The 20,824-nt window shown below is 66.3% G+C and carries 21 protein-coding genes and 2 pseudogenes; 10 read left to right on the top strand and 13 right to left on the bottom strand.

The features are described 5' to 3' along the window. Window positions 1–34: 34 nt before the first annotated feature. Together HB662_RS22820 and HB662_RS22815 are read left to right on the top strand one after the other, a co-directional pair. Window positions 35–421, top strand: coding sequence for a YraN family protein (locus tag HB662_RS22820; protein ID WP_209443451.1), 387 nt, complete (start codon window positions 35–37; stop codon window positions 419–421). Continuing rightward, a complete protein-coding gene (locus HB662_RS22815; protein WP_168053219.1) occupies window positions 421–930 on the top strand; it encodes a 2'-5' RNA ligase family protein in 510 nt (169 codons plus the stop codon). Before HB662_RS22820 ends, HB662_RS22815 begins: the two co-directional genes overlap by 1 nt. Here HB662_RS22815 and panC read toward each other — a convergent pair. Both panC and HB662_RS22805 read right to left on the bottom strand, forming a co-directional pair. After that, entirely contained in the window at window positions 927–1,754 is an 828-nt protein-coding gene (panC, locus tag HB662_RS22810; protein WP_168053217.1) for a pantoate--beta-alanine ligase, read from the bottom strand. The genes HB662_RS22815 and panC overlap by 4 nt on opposite strands. A gap of 69 nt (window positions 1,755–1,823) precedes the next feature. Further along, window positions 1,824–2,696 (bottom strand): annotated as a pseudogene (locus tag HB662_RS22805) (YifB family Mg chelatase-like AAA ATPase); the annotation flags it as partial. Between the two features lie 50 nt (window positions 2,697–2,746). Here HB662_RS22805 and HB662_RS22800 point away from each other — a divergent pair. Beyond that, window positions 2,747–4,318, top strand: a complete 1,572-nt coding sequence (locus HB662_RS22800) for a recombinase family protein (RefSeq protein WP_168053213.1) — start codon at window positions 2,747–2,749, stop codon at window positions 4,316–4,318. A gap of 204 nt (window positions 4,319–4,522) precedes the next feature. Here HB662_RS22800 and HB662_RS22795 read toward each other — a convergent pair whose 3' ends face one another. Further along, on the bottom strand, window positions 4,523–5,296 hold the full coding sequence (locus HB662_RS22795; protein ID WP_168053211.1) for a hypothetical protein: 774 nt from the start codon (window positions 5,294–5,296) through the stop codon (window positions 4,523–4,525). 482 nt (window positions 5,297–5,778) lie between these two features. Beyond that, window positions 5,779–6,087 (bottom strand): hypothetical protein, encoded by a 309-nt coding sequence (locus tag HB662_RS22790; protein ID WP_168053209.1) that lies wholly within the window; start codon window positions 6,085–6,087, stop codon window positions 5,779–5,781. A gap of 195 nt (window positions 6,088–6,282) precedes the next feature. On the opposite strand from HB662_RS22790, the gene HB662_RS22785 reads away from it, so the two are divergent. Further along, window positions 6,283–6,840, top strand: a complete 558-nt coding sequence (locus HB662_RS22785; RefSeq protein ID WP_168053207.1) for a recombinase family protein — start codon at window positions 6,283–6,285, stop codon at window positions 6,838–6,840. A gap of 72 nt (window positions 6,841–6,912) precedes the next feature. Continuing rightward, window positions 6,913–7,938 carry a DUF4062 domain-containing protein gene (locus HB662_RS22780; RefSeq protein ID WP_171970280.1) on the top strand — a complete coding sequence of 342 codons (1,026 nt, stop codon included), beginning with the start codon at window positions 6,913–6,915 and terminating at the stop codon, window positions 7,936–7,938. A 64-nt stretch (window positions 7,939–8,002) separates the two neighbouring features. Here HB662_RS22780 and HB662_RS22775 read toward each other — a convergent pair. Together HB662_RS22775 and HB662_RS22770 are read right to left on the bottom strand one after the other, a co-directional pair. After that, window positions 8,003–8,653, bottom strand: a pseudogene (locus tag HB662_RS22775) (magnesium chelatase domain-containing protein); the annotation flags it as partial. A 31-nt stretch (window positions 8,654–8,684) separates the two neighbouring features. Continuing rightward, window positions 8,685–9,716, bottom strand: coding sequence for a histone deacetylase family protein (locus HB662_RS22770; protein ID WP_168053201.1), 1,032 nt, complete (start codon window positions 9,714–9,716; stop codon window positions 8,685–8,687). Between the two features lie 104 nt (window positions 9,717–9,820). On the opposite strand from HB662_RS22770, the gene HB662_RS22765 reads away from it, so the two are divergent. Together HB662_RS22765 and HB662_RS22760 are read left to right on the top strand one after the other, a co-directional pair. Then, window positions 9,821–11,122 (top strand): ArgE/DapE family deacylase, encoded by a 1,302-nt coding sequence (locus HB662_RS22765; RefSeq protein ID WP_168053199.1) that lies wholly within the window; start codon window positions 9,821–9,823, stop codon window positions 11,120–11,122. Next, the gene (locus HB662_RS22760) at window positions 11,119–12,357 is read left to right on the top strand and encodes a Zn-dependent hydrolase (RefSeq protein WP_168053197.1); all 1,239 of its coding nucleotides are present in this window, start codon (window positions 11,119–11,121) and stop codon (window positions 12,355–12,357) included. The genes HB662_RS22765 and HB662_RS22760 overlap by 4 nt, the downstream gene beginning before the upstream one ends. Window positions 12,358–12,438: 81 nt before the next feature. Here HB662_RS22760 and HB662_RS22755 read toward each other — a convergent pair whose 3' ends face one another. Then, window positions 12,439–13,281 carry an alpha/beta fold hydrolase gene (locus tag HB662_RS22755; RefSeq protein ID WP_168053195.1) on the bottom strand — a complete coding sequence of 281 codons (843 nt, stop codon included), beginning with the start codon at window positions 13,279–13,281 and terminating at the stop codon, window positions 12,439–12,441. 80 nt (window positions 13,282–13,361) lie between these two features. On the opposite strand from HB662_RS22755, the gene HB662_RS22750 reads away from it, so the two are divergent. Together HB662_RS22750 and HB662_RS22745 are read left to right on the top strand one after the other, a co-directional pair. Continuing rightward, complete coding sequence (locus tag HB662_RS22750; RefSeq protein WP_168053193.1) at window positions 13,362–14,864, top strand: M81 family metallopeptidase; 1,503 nt, start codon at window positions 13,362–13,364, stop codon at window positions 14,862–14,864. A gap of 72 nt (window positions 14,865–14,936) precedes the next feature. After that, on the top strand, window positions 14,937–15,431 hold the full coding sequence (locus HB662_RS22745) for a GNAT family N-acetyltransferase (protein ID WP_168053191.1): 495 nt from the start codon (window positions 14,937–14,939) through the stop codon (window positions 15,429–15,431). Between the two features lie 23 nt (window positions 15,432–15,454). On the opposite strand, the gene HB662_RS22740 is transcribed toward HB662_RS22745, so the two are convergent. The 6 genes from HB662_RS22740 to HB662_RS22715 form a co-directional block, all read right to left on the bottom strand. Then, window positions 15,455–15,910 (bottom strand): DUF1801 domain-containing protein, encoded by a 456-nt coding sequence (locus HB662_RS22740; RefSeq protein ID WP_168053189.1) that lies wholly within the window; start codon window positions 15,908–15,910, stop codon window positions 15,455–15,457. A 28-nt stretch (window positions 15,911–15,938) separates the two neighbouring features. Next, on the bottom strand, window positions 15,939–16,868 hold the full coding sequence (locus HB662_RS22735; protein WP_168053187.1) for a sugar kinase: 930 nt from the start codon (window positions 16,866–16,868) through the stop codon (window positions 15,939–15,941). A 76-nt stretch (window positions 16,869–16,944) separates the two neighbouring features. Next, on the bottom strand, window positions 16,945–17,574 hold the full coding sequence (locus HB662_RS22730; protein WP_168053185.1) for a bifunctional 4-hydroxy-2-oxoglutarate aldolase/2-dehydro-3-deoxy-phosphogluconate aldolase: 630 nt from the start codon (window positions 17,572–17,574) through the stop codon (window positions 16,945–16,947). Further along, entirely contained in the window at window positions 17,571–18,419 is an 849-nt protein-coding gene (locus HB662_RS22725) for an SIS domain-containing protein (RefSeq protein ID WP_168053183.1), read from the bottom strand. Before HB662_RS22725 ends, HB662_RS22730 begins: the two co-directional genes overlap by 4 nt. 90 nt (window positions 18,420–18,509) lie before the next feature. Continuing rightward, entirely contained in the window at window positions 18,510–18,803 is a 294-nt protein-coding gene (locus HB662_RS22720; RefSeq protein WP_168053181.1) for a hypothetical protein, read from the bottom strand. Window positions 18,804–18,887: 84 nt separating this feature from the next. Continuing rightward, entirely contained in the window at window positions 18,888–19,319 is a 432-nt protein-coding gene (locus HB662_RS22715) for a DUF3429 domain-containing protein (RefSeq protein WP_209443450.1), read from the bottom strand. Window positions 19,320–19,425: 106 nt separating this feature from the next. On the opposite strand from HB662_RS22715, the gene HB662_RS22710 reads away from it, so the two are divergent. After that, window positions 19,426–20,727 (top strand): hemolysin family protein, encoded by a 1,302-nt coding sequence (locus HB662_RS22710; protein WP_168053177.1) that lies wholly within the window; start codon window positions 19,426–19,428, stop codon window positions 20,725–20,727. The last annotated feature ends 97 nt before the right edge of the window (window positions 20,728–20,824 follow it).

Raw genomic sequence — 20,824 nt, 5'->3', positions numbered from 1 at the left:
TGGGACCGCCCGCGTGATGCGGCTAGTCTAGGGCATGGCCGAACCCGACGTCATGCGCCGCGCAACGAAGCAGGCCTCCGAGGCGCGCGGCCGCCAGGCGGAGGCGGCGGCGGAGGCCGCGCTGGCGCAGGACGGGTTCGCGACGCTGGCCCGCCGGGTTCGCACGGGTGCCGGTGAGATCGACCTGGTGATGGAACGCGCCGGGCTGCTGGTCTTCGTCGAGGTGAAGGCGCGGGCCACGCTGACGGATGCCGCCTTCGCCCTCGGCCCCCGCCAGCAGGCGCGGCTGATGGCCGCCGCCGAGGCCTGGATGGCCGCGAACCCAGGCCACGGCGCGGCAGGCGTGCGCTTCGACGTGCTGCTGGTTGATGGCAAGGGCAGGGTGCGCCGCATCGCGGACGCCTTCCGGGCGATGGGCTGATGCCGTTCGCGGTGACGCTGCGGATGGATGCCCGGGGGGAGGCCGTATTGGCGCGGCTGGGCGCGGCACTGCCCGGCTGGGTCACGCCGCAACTGGGCTACCCGCCTCATATCACCCTGCTGCGCGGCGAGGATGAGGTCGAGCCGGATTTCGCCCGGGCCATGGCGGCGGCGCAGGTTGGGGCGGTGGACCTGGCCTTTGCCGGCTTCGGCATCTTCCCCGGCCCGCCCGCCATTCTGTTCCTGGCCCCGGTGGTGACATCGGCCCTGCTGGCGCTGCACGCCGCGTTGGCGGACGCGCTACCGGCTGACGCGCTGCACCCGCATGTCCGCCCCGGCGCCTGGGTGCCCCATGCTACCCTGGCCGAGGGCGCCGTGGATGCGTCGGCCGCGCTGGCGGCCTGGCCCATGCCTGGGGCGGGGCCGGTACGGGCGCGCGGCGTCGCGCTGGAACTGGTGCGCTTCCCGCCGCCGGTGGTTCGGGCGCGGCGGGAGCTGCCGGCCGGTTAAAGCGCCATGTTGTCCAGCAGCCGCACCTCGCCCAGCCGCGCCGCCGCCAGCAGCCGGCCCGGGCCGCCCTGCCAGGGCTGCAGCGTCTCCGGCTGCACCAGCGCCAGGTAATCCGGCACGAAGCCCGCTTCCTGCAATTGCCGGGTCGCACGCTCCAGCACCGGGCCGGGGGCGGCGCCGGCGCGGATGGTATCCAGCGCCGTCACCATCAGTCGCGGCAGCAGCGGCGCCAGGGCGCGCTGTTCGGGCGTCAGCCGGATGTTGCGGGAGGAACAGGCCAGCCCATCCGCCTCCCGCACCGTCGGATGCGGCAGGATGCGGATCGGCAGGTCGAGGTCGGCGACGACGCGGGAGACGACCTGCACCTGCTGCCAGTCCTTCTCCCCGAACACCGCCACATCCGCCTGGGTCTGGCTGAACAGCTTCGTGCAGACCGTGGCGACGCCGCGGAAGTGGTCGGGGCGGGCGGCGCCCTCATAGCCCTCGGCGGGACCGGTCACCTCGATCCTGGTGGCGCTGCCGGGCGGGTACATGGTGGGGACATCGGGCATCCAGACGATGTCGCAGCCCACCTCCCGCAGCTTCGCCAGGTCGCCTGCCTCGTCGCGCGGGTAGCGGGACAGGTCCTCGGTGGGAGCGAATTGCAGCGGGTTGACGAAGATGGAGACCGCCACCGTCTGCGCCACCTGCCGCCCGGCGGTGACCAGCGCCAGATGGCCCTGGTGCAGCGCGCCCATGGTGGGCACCAGCGCCAGGCGGCGCCCGTCGCGGCGAGCTTCCGCGCTGGCGGCGCGCAGCGTGGCGAGGTCGCGGATGATCTGCATGACGTTTCCCCTGTGGCGGGGCGCAAGGTTGCGGCTGTCTCATCCGCCGTCCACCCCGCCGGGTGCAGGTCAGTTGGCACGTCCGGGCATACGATGCCGGAAAGCCAGCGCCTCCGCCACATGCGTACGCCCCACCCGTTCCACCGCCGCGAGGTCGGCGATGCTGCGCGCCACGCGCAGCGTCCGCACCTGGCCGCGGGTGGACAGGCGGAGCCGGGTGGACGCGGTCTCCAGCAAGGCGAGCGCATCCGCATCGGCCATCGGTTGCAGCGCGTCCCACTCGGCTTCGGCATTGCAGCGGGTGGTGCCCCGCCTGCGCTGGCGGTCGCGCGCGGCGGCGACGCGGGCGGCGACCACCTCCGTCCGCTCGCCGGGCGGGGCCCGGGTGAGCTCGGCGGGGGCGAGCGGCTGCACCTCGATCACCACATCCATGCGATCCAGCAGCGGGCCGGACAGGCGCTGCTGGTAGTCCTGCCCGCATACCGGCGCGCGGGCGCATTCGCGGGCGGGCTCGCCGAGATAGCCGCAGCGGCAGGGGTTCATCGCCGCCACGCATTGGAAGCGGGCCGGGTAGGTGACATGGGCATTGGCGCGGCTGACGGTGGTGCGGCCGGTTTCCATCGGCTGGCGCAGCGCCTCCAGCGCCGCGCGGGGAAATTCCGGCCACTCATCGAGGAACAGCACGCCGAGATGGGCGAGCGAGATCTCCCCCGGCCGCGCCCGCGCGCCACCGCCGACCAGCGCCGGGACGGAGGCCGAATGGTGCGGGTCGCGGAAGGGTGGGCGCTTCAGCAGGCGGCCCTCGCTCAGCATGCCGGCCACCGAATGCACCAGGGAGATCTCCAGCGCCTCCGCCGGAGTCAGGTCCGGCAGCAGGCCGGGCAGGCGGGCGGCGAGCATGGATTTGCCTGCACCCGGCGGGCCGACCATCAGCATATTGTAGCTTTACACCCCGCAACGACGCATGAAGTAGCGACGGAGGCGAGGCAACTATGACCAAAGCGTACAGCTACCTGAGGTTTTCAACACCAGAACAGGCGACAGGCGACAGCACGCGCCGCCAACGGGAATTGGCGGAGAAGTATGCGGCTAAGACTGGCCTAGAGCTTGATGATAGCCTGTCCCTCAACGATCCGGGCATCTCGGCATACTACGGGAGGAACGCGAACAAGGGAGCCTTAGCGGCATTCCTGCGTGCAGTTGAAGATGGGATCGTCGAAAGTGGATCATACTTGCTGGTTGAGAATCTTGACCGCCTCAGCCGCCAATCACCCTGGGAAGCGATGCCGGTTTTCCAAAGCATCATAAATTCCGGCATCACGATCGTGACCGTACAGGACGAAAAAGTTTACAATAAGAAAGAGATGGTCGAAAGCCCATTCAGGATATTTGAGAGCCTGATGGTCATGATTAGGGCCAATGAGGAGAGTGCGACGAAGGGGCGCAGACTACGTGAGGCATGGAAAGCAAAGCGTGCTGCTGCTTCAAGTGAACCTATGACTTCAAGGGTGCCAGCATGGCTCAAGATGAATAAAAGCGGAGAAGCCATTGAGATTGATCTAGCTCGCATGGAAATTATTCGCCACATATTCGATCTATATGAGATGGGTAAGGGAGCCGCACAGATCGCCCGAATGCTGGATGCCGAGGGTATCCAAACCTTTGGTGACGGACCAAAGCAGAAGCGCAAGGCAATGTATTGGCACAAAACCTATATTCAGAAGATTTTGAGCAATGAGGCCGTTGTGGGAGTAATCATACCGCATCAAGTTGAGTATAGCAGTGGTCGGAAAGGTAGGAAGGCACTCGACGCAATTGCTGGGTACTATCCTGCGGTTATCTCAAGGGAGCAGTTCGATAGGGTTCAGCTTATGCGGGAAGGGAAGGCTAACGGTCCCCGTGTAAGGGCGGAGAAGGGTGAATTACAGAGCCTTGTTGCAGGTCTAGCATTCTGCATTTTCTGCGGCCTTACCATGACTCGGGTTAATAAAGGTAGTTCTAGCAAGGCTGGAAAGCCACGCCTAGTTTGTGTGAAAGCCAGGCGGGGCGATTGCACAGCGCCAAGTTACCCCCTTGAAGATATAGAAAATGCAATAACATCAAGGGCTTACGGATTTGCCGATCTACTAGCCGATAAGCCTAATGTGACTGCGGGCGCAGGGCTTCATGATGTTGCTATGCATGAGCTTAAACAGACCGAGTTGATGCTTACCATTGAAATTGAGGCGCTGATTAACCTGCGTCTCACAGATAGACGTTCTACCCTTCGTGATCGACAAGATGTCTTAGAAGCAAAACTAGAGGAAATCAAAGCCGCTATGACTTGGAAGCTTGTTCGGCAAAACACTGCCTCGGAAGTGGCTCTACATCGTAGAGCTACCGCCTGTGGCGCTATGCTGGCCGCTGTTCCTCTGGATCGATCGAAGGCTAACGCCATGCTTCGCCAGATGATCCATTCCATTGGCGTTATGCATGATGAAGCGGCGCTTGAAATTAACTGGCACCGAGGCGGCAGCACTCTGTTGAGCATCCATGGGAAAAACGGCTCAGCCGACTTCCCATAAGAGCCTCACCAGCGGCTTCTAGTGGTTTTCAGGTAGGGTGGGTAGCCTGATGGTCGCTGGAAGCCTCTGGCGAGTACACCATAGCGGCGCAAATGGCATTCTAGATGAGCGGTGTAGCCCGGCCTCTCATCATCTGGTAATCCGGGGACTCGAATTTTATCTAAGTGGAAAGTAATATTATCTTACTTCGGTATCGTATCAACCCTAGTGACGCTTCGATCCGTTTGATCTAAGAATACCGTCAAGATCAGCAAGTATGGCTCTCTCTACCCACCCATCCCTCTGTCTAGCTAACCTATCTAGTGTCCTTGAGCATCCAGACCGCTTGCAATAGATCACGGCTGGTTTGTTTTTCTCTAAATGATGGCTATTTCCGAAGTAGCTGGCGACGTTCTTCCCTTCAACCATCAGATGCGGCGGTAGCATCTTAAGAAGATATCTTCTTACGTAGTGCTTTCCTAGATTTGTTTTGGGTGCGGTATGCAATATGGGGGATTCATGTTTAATACCTTCACCAAAACCTCCCGATCTTAACAGGAAGTCCTGTAGCTGTTGAGCTATTGCCGGGTTTGGCAGATAGATCAGAAGGTGAGTGTGATCCTTTTTCTTCGGTCCCCATTCGCGAACCCAAACATAGAGCCTTGGAAGAAATTCATCGCCAAAACGCTGTGATTGAATCCACTTGGTCATTCTTTCAAATAGCTTTTTTTGAAGCTCGTACCGCTTAGACCAGCCCTCAAGCTCCATGCCTGGGGCCGTAGAGGTTGGATAATCTTTGGCGTATTTCCATAAAATAGTGAAATGAAAGAGACTTAGGCGGGGAAAGGTCTGGGCGTATCCTATAGCGTTGATGAGATTCTTAGCTTCGCTCCATGTCAGGTGAGGATGCTGAGAGGGTAGCTGCTGGTTGGTATTGTGTTGATATAATACATAAGGACCGGAGTGCGGCGCAACCGCTTGGTGATTTCCTAGAGTCATAAAGCAGCCTTTCGCAATGATTTAGTAAGTGTTTCGATACATAAAAATAGGGCCGGTAGTGAGGGCTTGCCTTCCATAAAATGGAAGTAGCTTTTCATAGCACGTTTTCCCTATTATTGCAAATCTAATCTGGTTTCCATTTTGCGTAGAAAAGCAGGGCATGCGTAAGGGCGTACAGAATAATTCGTTTCTTATCAATAGGTTAGAGTTCGTTTAGGGATTTTGTAGATCAAGGCGTCGGCAAGTCATACCGTTTGTGTCCGATAGATTTTGCTCAAGCTGCTAACTGAGAGTGGTTTCCGATCTGAATTTCAGCATCCTCAAGCAAGCACGTAATCATAGTAATACGGGGCGGGGGTATGGTGCCTGCCTGGGGGGGGCGGGTAGTCGCGGTACCTGTGGCGATCACCACAAGCAAGCCGATCTTGACCAGGATCAAATGCGTCTCTGTATGCCATCCTTCAGTAGCATTACTCCGGGACCTATCTTCGCTGCCACCAAACCATGAGACGGAAAAGGCAGAACCAGAGCGCCCCCCAAAACAGTATCCCCGCAACGTGCAACTCTTGGATGGTCCAGCGCCACAGCCTAGCCTCACCACCAAATATAGAATTCATAAAAATTATAAACGGCCGCACGACAACAAAGGAGAAGGAGAGGCCGACGTCCTTCCAGCCGATCCGAGAGTCATCATTTATATCAAATTCGCTCTCCCCACTCGTCACATCGATAAAGAAGGCGGCAGCGAGCAATGCTATGATAATCGTGGCGAGCTTCTTTGGATTTGGCATGGCCGATGATCCCTCAGACTGATGCGAAGGTTGCATAGCATTAACAAAACGGCCAGTGGTCGAAGGCGTCTCATTAGACCAAGCCCTAGTGAGTCAGTCTGTTGCCGTCTCAGTACGTCTCACACGAATGGTGCTTGACTAATGAGACAGAGCAAGCGATCATGTCTAAGAACCTAGTGAGACAGGACGCTTGCCATGCTAGTCGGATATGCTCGTACCTCAACCGTTGAACAGGAAGCGGGCCTAGAGGCCCAAGAGCGCGACTTGAAGGCCGCAGGGTGCGAGCGGCTATTCAGTGAGCGGGTTTCATCCCTCGCTAAGCGGGCGCAGCTTGAAGCGGTGCTAGGGTTCGTTCGTGAGGGTGACGTTCTGGTGGTGACGAAGCCGGATCGCCTGGCGCGCTCCGTGTCCGATCTACTGGCTACTGTGAGCGCCCTGGAAGGCAAGGGAGTGGCCTTAAGGGTGTTGAGCATGGGCGGGAGCGCCCTGGACACCGGGACGCCTACAGGCCGGTTAATGCTAACCATGTTGGGGGCCGTGGCGGAATTTGAACGGTCATTGATGCTTGAGCGCCAGCGAGAGGGGATTGCCAAGGCAAAGGCGGATGGACGCTACAGAGGGCGGGCGCCTACGGCTCAGGCTAAGGCGGCGGAAGTCCATCGCCTGAAGGCTGAGGGTGCGAAGCCTTCGGAAATCGCTACCCGGCTCGGAATTGGCCGGGCGAGCGTCTATCGTCTCCTCGGATCAGGATAACTGAATACTTATACACCTTGAGAAGATATAGTTCACTCAATTAGACGCGCACAATAAGCGGGAGCTGCTCGGATGGCTAGGCCAAGAGTATTTGTTAGCTCAACTTTCTATGATCTTCGTCATGTGCGTGGGGAGCTTGAGCGCTTCATTACGACCATGGGATATGAAGCTGTTCTTAACGAACGTGGAAATATTACCTACGAAAGCCGTGATGCGCTGGAAGCGTACTGCTATAGAGAGATCGAAAAAGTAAGTATGCTTGTTTCGATAGTGGGTGGGCGTTTCGGAACGCAATCTCGCGAAGGGCCGAATAATTCAATTTCTCATATGGAGTTGAAGACGGCCGTTGCTCAAGGAAAGCAAGCATACGTCTTCGTTGATAAAGGCGTACTGTCGGAATACAGGACCTACTTAAAGAATAAAGAAAAAGATGTCTCATATCATCACGTTGACGATGTAAGAATATACCAGTTCTTGGAAGAAATTTATTCCCTGCCCTTTAATAATCAAATATTCGGGTTTGATGACATGCCCGAGGTCATTGGTTATTTAAAGGAGCAGTGGGCGGGACTATTTGAAAATTACTTGCAGCAGCAAAATCAGGAGAAATTAAATCAGCTGTCGGATACTATCAAATCCACAGCAGACACCCTCAAGGAATTGGTTGAGCTCTTGCGGAACGATAGGAGCGGGCTTTTTACAGCGGTTCAGGGTAGGGAGGAGGCGCTCGATGCGATAATCATCCAGAATCATCCGATATTTAACAGGATTAAGGCCTTAACCGGTGCGCCCTATAGGGTTTTTTTTACCGACAGAACGGAAATGGAAGCTTGGCTTAACGCGCGTCAGTGGGTTCGGTTAGAGCGTGAACACTGGGACTCCAAGGACGATGCCGAATACGCCCTTATGCAGAAAAATGGCGATCAAAAGTTGCTTTATGTGTCAGAATCTCTCTTCGATTCTGATGGTCGTCTACGAATTATGCTGCCGAATGACTGGAAACCTAATCTCGTTCGGACCCGGATGATTAAGGTGGACCAGCCATCTGCCCCATCTAGCCATTCGAACAGCTCGTTGGATGACGACATCCCTTTTTAAACGAGCCAGTCTCTGCGCACAGCGGCTACAAAACAGACATTAGCCGCCGGGCCTAACACCTTGACATGAGCAGGTTGTGGCCGCCGGCCGCCGCGATCTCCAGCGCCCGCTTGGCGCTTTCCTGGCCGCGCACCTGGCTGAGGCAGGGGCCGGCCCAGGGCGCGTCGTCCAGCCGCGGCGGCACCGGCTGGGCCAGCGTCTGGATTCCCCGGAAGTGGTTGATCAACGCCGGCAGGTCGGGCGGCGCGAGCACCTGGATGCGGCCGGCCCAGGCGGCTTCCGGCCCCTGCTGCGCCGGGCAGACCAGGCCCAGCTCCCGCGCCGAGGCGGCCATGGCAGCGGGCAGCACGCCGGCGACCGGCGCCAGCGCGCCATCCAGCCCCAGCTCCCCGAGGGCCGCGAAATCATGCAGCTCATCGCGCGGCAGCACATCCATGGCGGCGAGTACGGCCAGCGCGATGGGCAAGTCGAAGTGGCTGCCTTCCTTGGCGAGGTCGGCCGGCGCCATGTTCACCAGGACGCGCTTCGGCGGCAGGGAAAGGCCGATGGCGGTCAGCGCCGCGCGCACGCGTTCCTTCGATTCGCCGACGGCCTTGTCGGGCAGGCCGACGATGAGGAAGGCCGGCAGGCCGGGCGCGATCTGCACCTGGACCTCGACGGGCACGGCCTCGATGCCGGCGAAGGCGAAGGTCTGGATGCGGGCGATGGAACTCACGCACCCAGGGTTGAATTAATCCGGGCCTAAATCAACCGCCCCAGCCGATAATAAACCGCTCCAGCAATCGCCCGAGCAGCTCCACATTGTAGCCCCCCTCCTGGATGATCGCCGACGGCAGCCTTGCCGCCGCGATCAGCGCGCCGGCCTGGGAGAAGCCGTCCTCCGTGACGCGCAGGAAGCCCAGCGGTTCATGCTCGCTCGCATCGAAGCCGAGTGAGACCACCAGCGCATCCGCGCCGAAATTGCGGATCGCGGTCAGCCCGGTGCCGATCGCCGCCAGCCATTCGGCATCCCCGCTGCCCTGCGCCAGCGGCAGGTTCAGGTTGCAGCCGGTGCCCGGGCCGGCGCCGCGTTCCCCAGCATGGCCGACATACCAGGGGTAGTAGGCGTTGGGGTCGCCGTGGATCGAGACGGTCAGCACATCCGCCCGCTTCCAGAAGATGCCCTGCGTGCCGTTGCCATGGTGGCTGTCGATGTCCAGCACGGCGACGCGCCGGGCGCCCGCAGCCACCAGCGTTTCCGCCGCGATGGCGGCGTTGTTGATGTAGCAATGCCCGCCGGCCCGTGCGGCATAGGCGTGGTGGCCGGGCGGGCGGCACAGTGCATAGGCGGTGCGGCCGGCCTGCGCTTCCTCTGCCGCCGCCACGGCGCAGGCGGCGGCGCCGATCGAGGCCTGCCAGGTGGCGGGCCCGATCGGGCAGCCTGTATCGGCGGTGTACCAGCCGACACGCCCGACCAGGCCCGTGGGCGGCCGCGCGCCCTGGGCGATCATCTCCGGCGTCGGATGGACATTGCCCACCACCTCGGCCCCCGCTTCCGGCAGTTCTGCCCAGCCGGCCGAGGCATCGCGCAGGAAATCCAGATAGCCCGGATCATGCGCGCGCAGCAGCGCGGCCTGCGGGGCAGGGGGTGGCGTCGTGGGCGTGATGCCAAGCCGGGCCAGCCCCTCGGCCAGCGAGGCGGCGCGGGCCGGCACCTCATAGTTCGGGCGGACACGGCCGCGCATGAGGAAGAATTGCGGGGCATGCGCCGCATTGGCGGCATCGGCAAAGGCTTTCATGGAAGGGACGGTAGGGGCGCGCGGCCGCGGATGTCCACCATGTGCGGCTGGACAGATCGGCGCCGTGCGGGTGGACTGCGCGGCTTGCTGCCCAAGGGTTCATGATGACCGAAGCCGTCCCGCTCGACCCCGGCGCCCGTCGCGCCATACTCGAGGCCTGTGATTCCCTGCGTTCGGAAGGCGAGCAGGCGCTGATGCGCCTGGTGCGTTGCCCTTCCACCCTGGGCAATGAGCAATCGGCATTGGCCGAGATGGCGCGGGTCTATGAAGGCCTCGGCCTTGAGCCGCGGCGCGTGGCGACGGACCCGGCGGCACTGGCGGGCCATCCCGGCTTCTCGCCGCCGCTGATCGGCTATGAGGGCCGCGACAATGTGGTCGCGGTGCACCGGCCGCGAGCCGCCAAGGGCCGGTCGCTGGCGCTGCAGGGCCATGTCGATGTGGTGCCGGAAGGCGCCGAGGATGAATGGACCACGCCGCCCTACGAACCCGAGATCCGCGGTGGCCGCATGTATGGCCGCGGCGCCGGCGACATGAAGGCCGGCATCCTCAGCTATGTCACCGCCTTCCGCGCCCTGAAGCTGGCCGGGCTGCAGCCGGCGGCGGAGGTGCAGATGCAGTCGGTGATCGAGGAGGAATGCACCGGCAACGGCGCGCTGGCCTGCATGCTGGCGATGCCGAAGACCGATGCCGTGATCATCCCCGAACCCGGCCCGGGACTGCCGGCGATGTACAGTGCGGAAGTCGGCGTGGTCTGGGCCTGGGTCACCGTCACCGGCCGCCCGGCGCATGTGCGGGACAAGCAGGCGGGGGTGAATGCGGTGGAGGCGGCGATGTCCATCTGGACCCGCTTCGAGGCCTATGAGCGCGACATGAACCGCGCCGAGCTGATCCATGCCAGTTTCCGTGGCGTGAACCACCCGGTGAACGTCAACCTCGGCACCTTCACGGGCGGCGAGTGGAATTCCTCCGTGCCGACGCGCGCCACGCTGGGCCTGCGGGTGGGTGTGATGATGGGCAACAGCGCGGCGCATGTGCGCGCCGATATTGCTCGAATTGTGCAGGAAGCGGGCGGCGATCCCGCGCTGAAGGGTGCCAAGGTGAAGCTGGAGTTCAAGGGCTTCATGGCGGACCCCTGCGTCTTCGACATGGAGGCCGCCATCGTGCAGGCGTCGATGAAGAACTTCGCCGATCTGACCGGGCATGATCTGCGCAAATATCCGGCGACCGGCCTGACCGATGGGCGCTTCTTCACCCTGTACCAGGGCACGCCCGTGGCCTGCTTTGGCCCGGATGCGCAGGACATCCACGGCATCGACGAAAGCGTCGGCATGGACAGCATGCACGACATCACCCGGACCATCGCAATCACCATGGCCGAATGGTGCGGCGTGGAGGCCAGCGCATGACCAGCAATTTCAAACCCTCCGGCACCCGGTTGTGGGACAGCCTGATGGAGTTTTCCCGGATTGGCGGCACGGCCAAGGGCGGCAACAACCGGCAGACGCTGACCGACCTGGATGGCGAGGCCCGCGCGCTACTGCAACGCCAAGCGGAGGCGGCGGGGGCGACGCTGGTGCTGGACCGCGTCGGCAACATGGCGCTGACCCGGCCGGGGCGTGATCCCTCCCGCAAGCCGGTCGCCATCGGCAGCCACCTGGATACGCAGCCAACCGGAGGAAAATTCGACGGCGTGCTGGGTGTGCTGGTCGGCCTCGAAATCCTGCGCGCGCTGGATGAGGCGGGGATCGAGACGGAGGCGCCCGTCATGCTGATCAACTGGACCAATGAGGAAGGCGCCCGCTTCTCTCCGCCGATGATGGGCAGCGGCGCCGCCATGGGCATTTTCCCGGAAGCCGAGGTGCTGGCGAAGACGGACAGCGCCGGCGCGGTCTTCGGCCAGGAACTGTCCCGCATCGGCTGGGCCGGCGCCGCGGATCCGGCCGCGTTGCAGGATCTGGAAGCGTACTTCGAAGTGCATATCGAGCAGGGGCCGCAGCTGGAGAAACTCGGCCTGGATATCGGCATCGTCACCCATGCGCTGGCGCAGCATTGGTTCGAGGTGACGGTCACCGGCGAGAATGCGCATGGCGGCAGCGTCATGGCCGGCAGGCGGGATGCCATGATGGGCGCCGCCGAGATGATCCTGGCGATCGAGAAGGCGGCCCTGGCCGCCGGCGCGCGCGCCACGGTGGGCCGGCTGACGGTGCATCCGGACAGCCGCAACGTGGTGCCGGACCGGGTGTGGTTCAGCCTGGATACCCGGCATGACGACGAGCACAAGCTGGCCGCGCTCGCCGAGGTGCTGCGCGCGGAAGCGGCGGCGATCGGCGCGCGGCGGGGCGTGACGGTGGCGGTGGAGGATTTCTGGCTCTCGCCCGCCACGCCCTTCGCCACGACGCTGGTGGACCGGCTGCGGGATTCCGCCACGGCGCGGAAGATCGCCTACCAGGAAATGCCGACCGCCATCGGCCATGACGCGGTGTACTGCGCGCGGCGCGTGCCGACGGTGATGGTCTTCACCCCCTGCCATGGCGGCATCAGCCACAATGAGGCGGAGAGCATCACGCCGGAATGGGCGGAGGCCGGGTTGCTGGTGGTGGCGGATGCGGCGCTGGCGACGGCGGGGGTGGCGAAGGGGTAGGGCGGCGCGCTGGCCCCCACTCCGGCCCTCCCCCGCAAGCGGGGGAGGGTGGCCGCGCCAGCCGGCGGGTGGCGGCCGGCGCTACCCTCTCCCAAAAAACTCCACCACCGCCGCATTGAACGCCTCCGGCTGCTCCCACTGCGCCGCATGGCCGCATTCCGCCAGGATCAGCAATTCGCTGCCCCGCAGCGCCCGATGGAAGATGCGGAACACCGAGGGCGGCGCCCACAAATCGGCATCGCCGCCCACCAGCAGCACCGGCATCGCGAGCCGCCCCAGCGCCGCCCGGTCCAGCCTGTTCATCCGCCGCTGCTCCTGCCGCTTTCCGGGAATCGCCGCATGCTCCAGCGCCAGCCAGGCCGCGGTGCCCTCCGGGTTGGCGGCGCGGTAGCTCGGCCCTACCTCGCGGAAGGTCCCGGGCAATTCGGAAAAGCCCTTGGGCCGCAGGCTGGCGCTGAGCGCGGCGTAGTCCGGATCCTCCAGCCCCATATGGGTGCAGGCCAGCACCATCCGGCCGACCCGGTCCGGGAAGGACAGCGCGAAATCCCAGGCGACGATGGCGCCCGCCGCGCAGCCCAGCAGATGCGCACGGGCAATGCCGAAATGGTCGAGCAGCGCCGCCAGATCCTCCGCCGCGCAGCCGGGATCCTCGGTGGCGGGCGAGCCCAGGTGGCTGCGCCGCGAATAGCCGATCACGCGATAGCCGGCGGCCGCCAGCACCGGCTGCTGGTAGCCCCAGACGGCATGGCTGCCGGTGCCCGGATGCAGCAGCACCACGGCCGGGCCCGCGCCCCCGGTGTCCCAGCAGGCCAGGCTGCCGCCGGGAACCGGCACCTGGTGGAAGCTGGCCGGCACCGGGGCGGGCAGGGGTTGGCGCAGGGCGGCGTCGGACATCTCGGGCTCGCTTTCGAATCGCGTCGGCATCCTGGCGCAGCCGCGGCCGGCTTCCCAGCCGCCGCCGCGGCTGGCACCGTTCCGCCGAGCCTCACGGAGACCTATCCCCCATGCGCATCGCCATCGGCGGCTTCCTGCATGAAAGCCATTCCTTCGCCCCGATCCCGACGCGCTGGGCGGATTTCCTGGCCCCCGGCGGCTGGCCCGCGGTGCAGCGCCCGGCAACGCTGCTGGACACGTTGCGCCCTTCCGCCGTGCCCGCCGCCGGCGCCATCCGCCTGGCGGAGGAAGCCGGCGTCACCATCGCCCCGCTGTCCTGGGGCTTCGCGAATCCGGCCGGCCCCGTCACGGCGGAGGCGTTCGAGCGCCTGGCCGCGCTGATCTTCCACGACCTGCAGGCCGCGCTGGACGAAGGCCCGCTGGATGGCCTGTATCTCGACCTGCACGGCGCCATGGTGGCGGAGCATTTCCCGGATGCGGAGGGTGAGCTGCTGCGCCGCGCGCGGGCCATCCTCGGCCCGGACGTGCCGATCACCGCCAGCCTCGACCCCCATTGCAACCTGACAGCGGCGATGGTGCAGTATGCGGATGCGCTGGCGCCGTTCCGCACCTATCCGCATGTGGACATGAAGGAAGCCGGCGCGCGGGCGATGCAGCTGCTGTTCGACCGCATCGCGCTCGGACGGCCCTTCGCCAAGGCGTTCCGGCAGCTCGACTACCTGATCCCGATCACCGGGCAGTGCACGCTGGTGCCGCCGATGGCGGATGCGATGGCGGCACGCGCGGAAATCGCCGAGCGCGAAGGCGCCGCCGAACTCGGCCTGTGCTTCGGCTTCCCCTATGCCGATTTCGCCGATTGCGGCGCCGCCTTCGCCGCCTTTGCCGCCGACCAGGCCAGCGCGGATGCCGCCGCCGATGCGCTGCTGGCGGACCTCGCCGCCCGCGAGGCGGCCTTCGCGCCGGATATCCACGATGCCCAGGCCGGCGTCGCCAAGGCGATCCAGATCGCCACGGGCGCCGAGCGCCCGGTGGTGCTGGCCGATACGCAGGACAATCCCGGCGGCGGCGGCCATGGCGACACCACCGGACTGCTGGCCGAGCTGATCCGCCAGAAGGCGGAAGGCGCCGTGCTGGCGCTGATCAACGACGCCGAAAGCGCCGCCGCGTGCCATGCGGCCGGGGAGGGGGCGGAGGTCTCGCTCAGCCTCGGCGGCAAGTCGGATGGCGCGCCGCTGGCGGTCACGGCGCGGGTGCTGAAGCTGACGGATGGGCGCTTCGTCTGCACCGGGCCGATGGCCGGCGGCAATGTGGCGGATCTCGGAGCCACGGCGCTGATCAGCCCGGCGCCGGGGGTTCGCGTGATCGTGACCTCGCGCAAGATGCAGGCCTATGACCAGGCGCTGTTCCGCCATGTCGGCATCGAGCCATCGGCCCAGCGCATCCTCGCGCTGAAGTCCAGCGTGCATTTCCGCGCGGATTTCCAGCCGATCGCGGAAGTCGTTCTGGTGGTGGCGGCGCCCGGGCCGGTGGTGGCGGACCCGGCAACCTTGCCCTTCACCAGCCTGCGGCCCGGCCTGCGGCTGCGGCCGGGGGACAACCGCCGCACCGGGTGACCGGCGCGGGGCTGGTGTCGCGGGGGCTGCACGCCTAAGTGGCGAGTCTCACCGGCCGAGGCAGTCCCGACCTTGCTGCGTCCCCTGCGTCCCGATGGCGGCGCCTCCCGGGCCGCGATCCGCATCGAGCGGATCGTGACCCTGCCGGAAGGCATCGAGGATCTCGCTGCCGATGCGCTCGGCGACGGCCAGCGGATGCTGCAGGTGCTGTGCGAGGATTGGCACGCCGGCACGCTGCGTTTCGATGGCTGGGGCGACGCGCTGTTCGCCGCCCATCTGGGCACGGCGCTGGTCGGGCTCTGCGGCCTGACGCGCGATCCGTATCTGCCGGATGAGGTGGTCGGGCGGGTGCGCCGGCTGTACGTGCTGCGCGCCGCCCGCCGCGCCGGCGTGGGCCGCGCCCTGGTGCAGGCGGTGGCGGAGCAGGCCGTGGGCTGCGGCTATCCCAGGCTGCGGGTGCGTGCACCGGTTGCCGCCTTCGCCTTCTATGAAAGCTGCGGCTTCCTGCGTGCGGTGGGCGAAAAGGCCGCCACCCATGTCCGTCCTCTGCCCGCCCCGGCGGCCTAGAGCACGATCCGTCCGGACAATCCTCAGGGGATCCAGCCGGGCAGGGACGCGGCCTGCCGGACCCAGGCCTGCATCTGCGCCTCGGGAAATTCATCGGCCTCGTGGATGTCGATCCAGCGCACTTCCCTGCTGCGCTCCGTGCCGCCGGGCGGGACCGGCTGCAGCGAGAGGCCCTGGAAGAAGGTCACCTTCACGTAGCGGGTGAAGACGTGGAAGCTGAGGAACCAGCCCTGGCCCTCGATGCCGTAGAAGGGGGAGTTCCAGCGCACCGCCTTGTTCACCTGCGGCACCGTCGCGGTGATCAGCGCATCCAGGCGACGGCCGAGGTCGCTCTTCCAGCCCGGCATGGCGGCGATATAGGCCTGCACCGGGGCATCCCCATCCGCCTTGGCGATCTGCGGATTGCCGCCTGAAAGAAGCACCGGCGCGGCATCGCCCGCGGGCGTGGCCTTCGCCTTGCCGGAGGGTCTTCGGGCCATGTCTCCTCCTGCCGCATCTGGAGCCGGTTCAGTTCCGGTGCACCTCCAGGAAGGCATGCACCTCCGCCGCCGCCGGAATCGGCGCAACGGCGCCATAGCCGGTGGTGGACAGCGCCGCGGCCGCATTGGCGTAGCGGGCGGCCTGCCAGACATCGTCACCGGCCGCGGCGCGCGCCAGGAAGGCGCCTGCCAGCGTATCGCCGGCGCCGGTCGCATCCACCGCCTTCACCTGGAAGCCTGGGATGCGGGCCCGCGCTTCCCGCGTTGCCACCAGCAGGCCCTCCGCGCCCAGCTTCAGCAGCACCAGGGGGCAGAGCCTGAGGTAGAAATCGACGATCGCCTCCGGCTCGGTCAGCCCGGTGAGCAGCTGCGCGTCATCCAGCGACGGAAAAGCCATGTCGGCCATGCCCACGGCCGTGTGGATGCAGGCGGAGGCGCGCCGCAGCGGCCAGAGCCGCAGGCGGAGATTGGTGTCGAAGGACACGGTGACACCGGCCTTGCGCGCCACCTGGATGGCGTGGAAGGCGGCATCGCAGGCCGTGTCGGAAATGCCGAGGCTGATGCCGGACAGGTGCAGGATCCGCGCGCCGCGGATCGCCTCCTCCGGCACGTCCTGCACCCGCATCCGGCTGGCGGCGCTGCCGCGGCGGTAGAAGGTGAAGTCGTGGCCCTGTGGGCCGTGGCTGACGAAATAGATGCCGGTCGGGGCATCCGAATCGGTCCGCACGCAGCCGGCATCCACCCCCTCCAGCGCCCAGAGCTGGGCGAAGCTCTCGCCCGGCCGGTCCTCGCCCAGATGGGCGATCATGCCAACATCGGCACCGCTGCGCGCCGCCGCGATGGCGGCGTTGGAGACATCCCCGCCATGGCCTTCGAGGTACAGGCTGCGGCCGTCCGGGCTGCCGGGCTGCTGGTTGTATTCCAGCATGGGCTCACCGAGGCAGAGGATGTCAGGCATGGGCGGGCAAGCTCCGGAGCGGATGCGGCATTCCTGGCCGGACCCTGCGGCAACGGTTGCGCGGAGGCAATGAGGCTCAGGCCTGCTTCAGGCCGAGAACGTCGCGCGCCGCCGCCTCGATGCCGGCGCGGTCGCCGCGCGCCAGCAACCCCTCATCCACCAGCCGCCCGCCGATGCCGACGAAGGCGGCGCCGGCCGCCAGGTAGTCGGGCGCATTGCGCGCATCGACCCCGCCGGTGGGGCAGAAGGCGACATCCGGGAACACCGCCCGCAGCGCCTTCACATGCGCGGGGCCGCCGGCCGAGCTCGCCGGGAACAGCTTCACCACATCCGCCCCGGCGGCCAGCGCGGCGCGCACCTCGGTCGGCGTCATGGCGCCGAGCATGGAGGCCGCGCCGGCAGCGCGTGCCGCCTGCGCCACCGCCGGGTCCACCCAGGGCGAGACCAGGAAGCGCGCGCCCGCCGCCAGGCAGGCTTCCGCCGCCGCGCGGTCCGGCACGGTGCCGGCGCCGATGGTGAGCGCCGGATCGGCGGCCAGGGCGCGGATCAGCCCGGTGGCGTCGGGCACCGTCAGGGTGATCTCGAAGATGGTCAGGCCAGCGCCGCGCAGCCATTCCACGGCCAGCGCCGCCAGCCTGGCATCCGTGGTGCGGACCACCGGGATGACGCGGGCGGCGCGGAACTGCGGCAGCAGGGGGTGGGTCATGGCGTCGTCTCCCGTTGTTGGTTGGTCTGGTGCGGCAGCGCCGCCCGCATGCGCGCCAGCCTTTCCTGCGCCGCCTGCGGCGAGAGCAGCGCAACGCTGACCGCCAGCGCATCCCCCAGCAGCAGCGGCGCGAGGCGCGACAGCATCGGCGCGCATGGCTCCGCCGCATCCTGCACGGTGCAGGGCAGCAGCAGCGTGGCGGCGCCGGCGAGCGGCGAGTGGGGGCGGGTCAGGGCGATGACCGTGGCGCCCGAGCTGGCGGCCGATTCGGCCAGGCGGACCATCTCCGGCGCCGTTCCGCTGGCACTGAGGCAGATCGCCACCGCCTCGCCATCCAGCGTCGCCGCCGCCATGGCCTGCATCTGCGGATCGTGCCGCGCCACCACGCCGCGGCAAAGGCGGAACAGGGAGAATGCCAGGTCCTGCGCCAGCGCGGCGGAGGCGCCCTGGCCCCAGATTTCGACCCGTGCCGCACGCAGCAGGGCCAGTGCTGCGCCTTCGATGGCGGCGGGGTCCAGGGCCGCGCGGATCTCCGCCAGCACGGCACCGGCGCCATCCAGCACCGCCTCCGCCACCAGGGGCAACGGCAGCCCGGGGGCGATCCGGAGCGGGGCTGCGGGCGGCGCGGCCTGGCCACGCGCCAGCGCCATGCGAAGGTCGGAAAATCCCTCCAGCCCCAGGCTGCGGCAGAAGCGGATCACGGTGGGTTCGGAGACCCCGGCGGTGCGGGCCAGCCCGGCAAGCGTGGCGCCCATGGCGCCGTCCGGATCGGCGGCCACCAGTTCCGCCACCTTGCGCTCGGCCGGGCTGAGCCGGTCGAGGATCTGGGCGATTCGGGCGCGCACCGATCCCTCCGACATCCTGTCGGCGTGGCTATAGCGGGGCGGCAGGGGCCGGCAAGCCTGGATAGGGCAAGCCTCTGATCCCGGAGCGCTTCAGCCGGCGCGGGTCATCGCCTCCGCCGTCTGCTGCAGGCGTAGCGCGGCGTCGCGGGCCAGGGCGGTGTCCTCGGCGGCGTCATGCAGGCGGTCCTTCAGCGCCTGGGCGCTGTCGCCGAGGCCGTTCACCGCGCTGCCCAGCGCCGCCAGTTCCGAACGAAACAGCGCAATCGCCTCCCGCTGCTCGGCCAGGGCGGCGTCGAGGTTGCGCAGCGCCATGCGCAGGCGGCGCTCATTGGAGTTCGGGAAGGCCAGGACATCGCCAGAGGCGAGCGGTTCATTTTCGTGCATGGATTGCCTCCGGTCGGGGAAGTGGTTGCTGAGAGCTTAACAAGTCCACTTCTTGAGACAAGGGAAATCTTTTGTTTACGAACGTCACCTGGCCGCGAGCGCGGCCACCGCCAGGCACCCAGCGGCACCCACCGACAGCACCCACCGCAACCTCAGGTAGGCCATCGGCACCAAGCCGGCCCGCGCGGCCAGCGTCTCCGCCGCCGCGGTCGCCACGATCGCCACGGCCAGCAGCGCCAGGCCCGGCCGCAGCGGCAGCAGCAGAGCCACCCAGCCCACCAGCTGCGGCACCACGCCAAGGACGAAGCGACCCGGCCCGGGCGCCGGCGCGGCCAAGGCCAGGCCCCAATGCACGGCGCCGAGGAAGGCCAGGATGGTGGCGCCATAGGCCGCCAGCGCCCGGCCGCCCCAGGGCAGTCCGGCCGCCGTGGCGCCGGCCATCGCCAGGAAGGGCAGCAGCCCGGCGAGGCCGAGCCAGAGGGCAGGGATGGGCAGGCCGGGAATCATGTGTCGCATGCCCTTCATCTCGGCACGCCGCGCCGCAGCGGAAGCCCCGCATGTTTCCATCCGGCGCCGCCGGGCGCTAAACCGCAGGCCGAACCGTCTGAGGGACCCGCGCGACATGGCCACCGGTCTCGAAATCCTGCTGATCCTGCTGCTGGTGCTGCTGAACGGCGTCTTCGCGATGAGCGAGCTCGCCATCGTTTCCTCCCGCCGCACCCGGCTGAGCGCGCTGCTGCGGCGCGGCCACCCCGGCGCTGCCGCGGCGCAGGCGCTGGCCGACGATCCGCAGCGATTCCTGCCCACCGTGCAGGTGGGCATCACCATGGTGGGCGTGCTGGCCGGCGCCTTCGGTGGCGCGCGGCTGTCGCAGACGCTCGGCGAATGGCTGTCCGAAGTGCCGGCGATCGGCAGCATGGGGCAGGAGATCGCCTTCACCCTGGTCGTCGTCATCATCACCTATCTCAGCCTGATCCTGGGCGAGCTGGTGCCGAAGCAATTGGCGCTGCGGAATCCGGAGCGCGTCGCGGTACTCGTCTCCCGCCCGCTGGCCAAGCTGGCGCAGGTGACCGGGCCGGTCATCTGGCTGCTCTCCAGTTCCTCCGCCTTCGTGCTGCGGCTGTTCGGCAAGCATGACGTCTCCGCCAACCAGGTGACGGAGGAGGAGGTGAAGGCGGTGGTCGCCGAGGGCGCCACCTCCGGCGCCATCGAGCGTGAGGAGCGGCAGATGATCGAGCGCGTGCTGCGCCTGGCGGACAAGCCAGTGCGGGCGCTGATGACGCCGCGCAACGAGCTGGAGTGGCTGGACCGCACCTCGGCGCCGGAAGACGTGGTGGCAAGGCTGCGCGCTTCCTCCGTCACCCGCTTCGTGGTGGCGGATGGGCGGGTCGACAATGTGGTGGGCGTGGTCGCGGCGAAGGACCTGCTGGACCAGATACTGGAAGGTGCGCCGATGTCGGTGGCCCGCGCGCTGCGCCAGGCCCGCGTGCTGCCGGATACGCTGTCCGCGCTGGACGCGCTGGAACGGCTGCGCGGCGACCCGATCGGCATGGCGCTGGTGATGGATGAGTATGGCAGCTTCGAGGGCGTGGTCACCGCCTCCGACCTGCTCGAGGCGATCGTCGGCGAACTCGGCGCGCCGCAGGATGACACCAACCATCCGGCGGTGGTGCGCCATGACGGCAGCCTGCTGCTGGAGGGGATGATGCCCTCCGACGAGCTGAAGGCCCGGCTGGAACTGCCCGACCTGCCACAGGAAGGCACCTATCACACGGTGGCCGGCCTGATGCTGGCACTGCTGCAGCGCGTGCCGAAGGAAGGCGACCGGATTTCCTGGGCGGGCTGGCGCTTCGAGATCGTCGACATGGATGGCCGCCGGGTCGACAAGGTGCTGGCGGCGAAGGAGGAGATACCTTCGTTCTAGGTCGTGGACTCGTAACTGCGCGCCCAGAGGCGTGCGGCGGCGAGGTGGAGCGCGGCGAGGTAGTTCCGGGCGAGCTTGTCGAAGCGGGTGGCGACAC

Source organism: Falsiroseomonas frigidaquae (genome assembly GCF_012163145.1).
GTDB classification, from domain to species: domain Bacteria; phylum Pseudomonadota; class Alphaproteobacteria; order Acetobacterales; family Acetobacteraceae; genus Falsiroseomonas; species Falsiroseomonas frigidaquae.
Note: the sequence above shows the minus strand (reverse complement) of the source record. Positions and strands in the feature narration are given on the sequence as shown.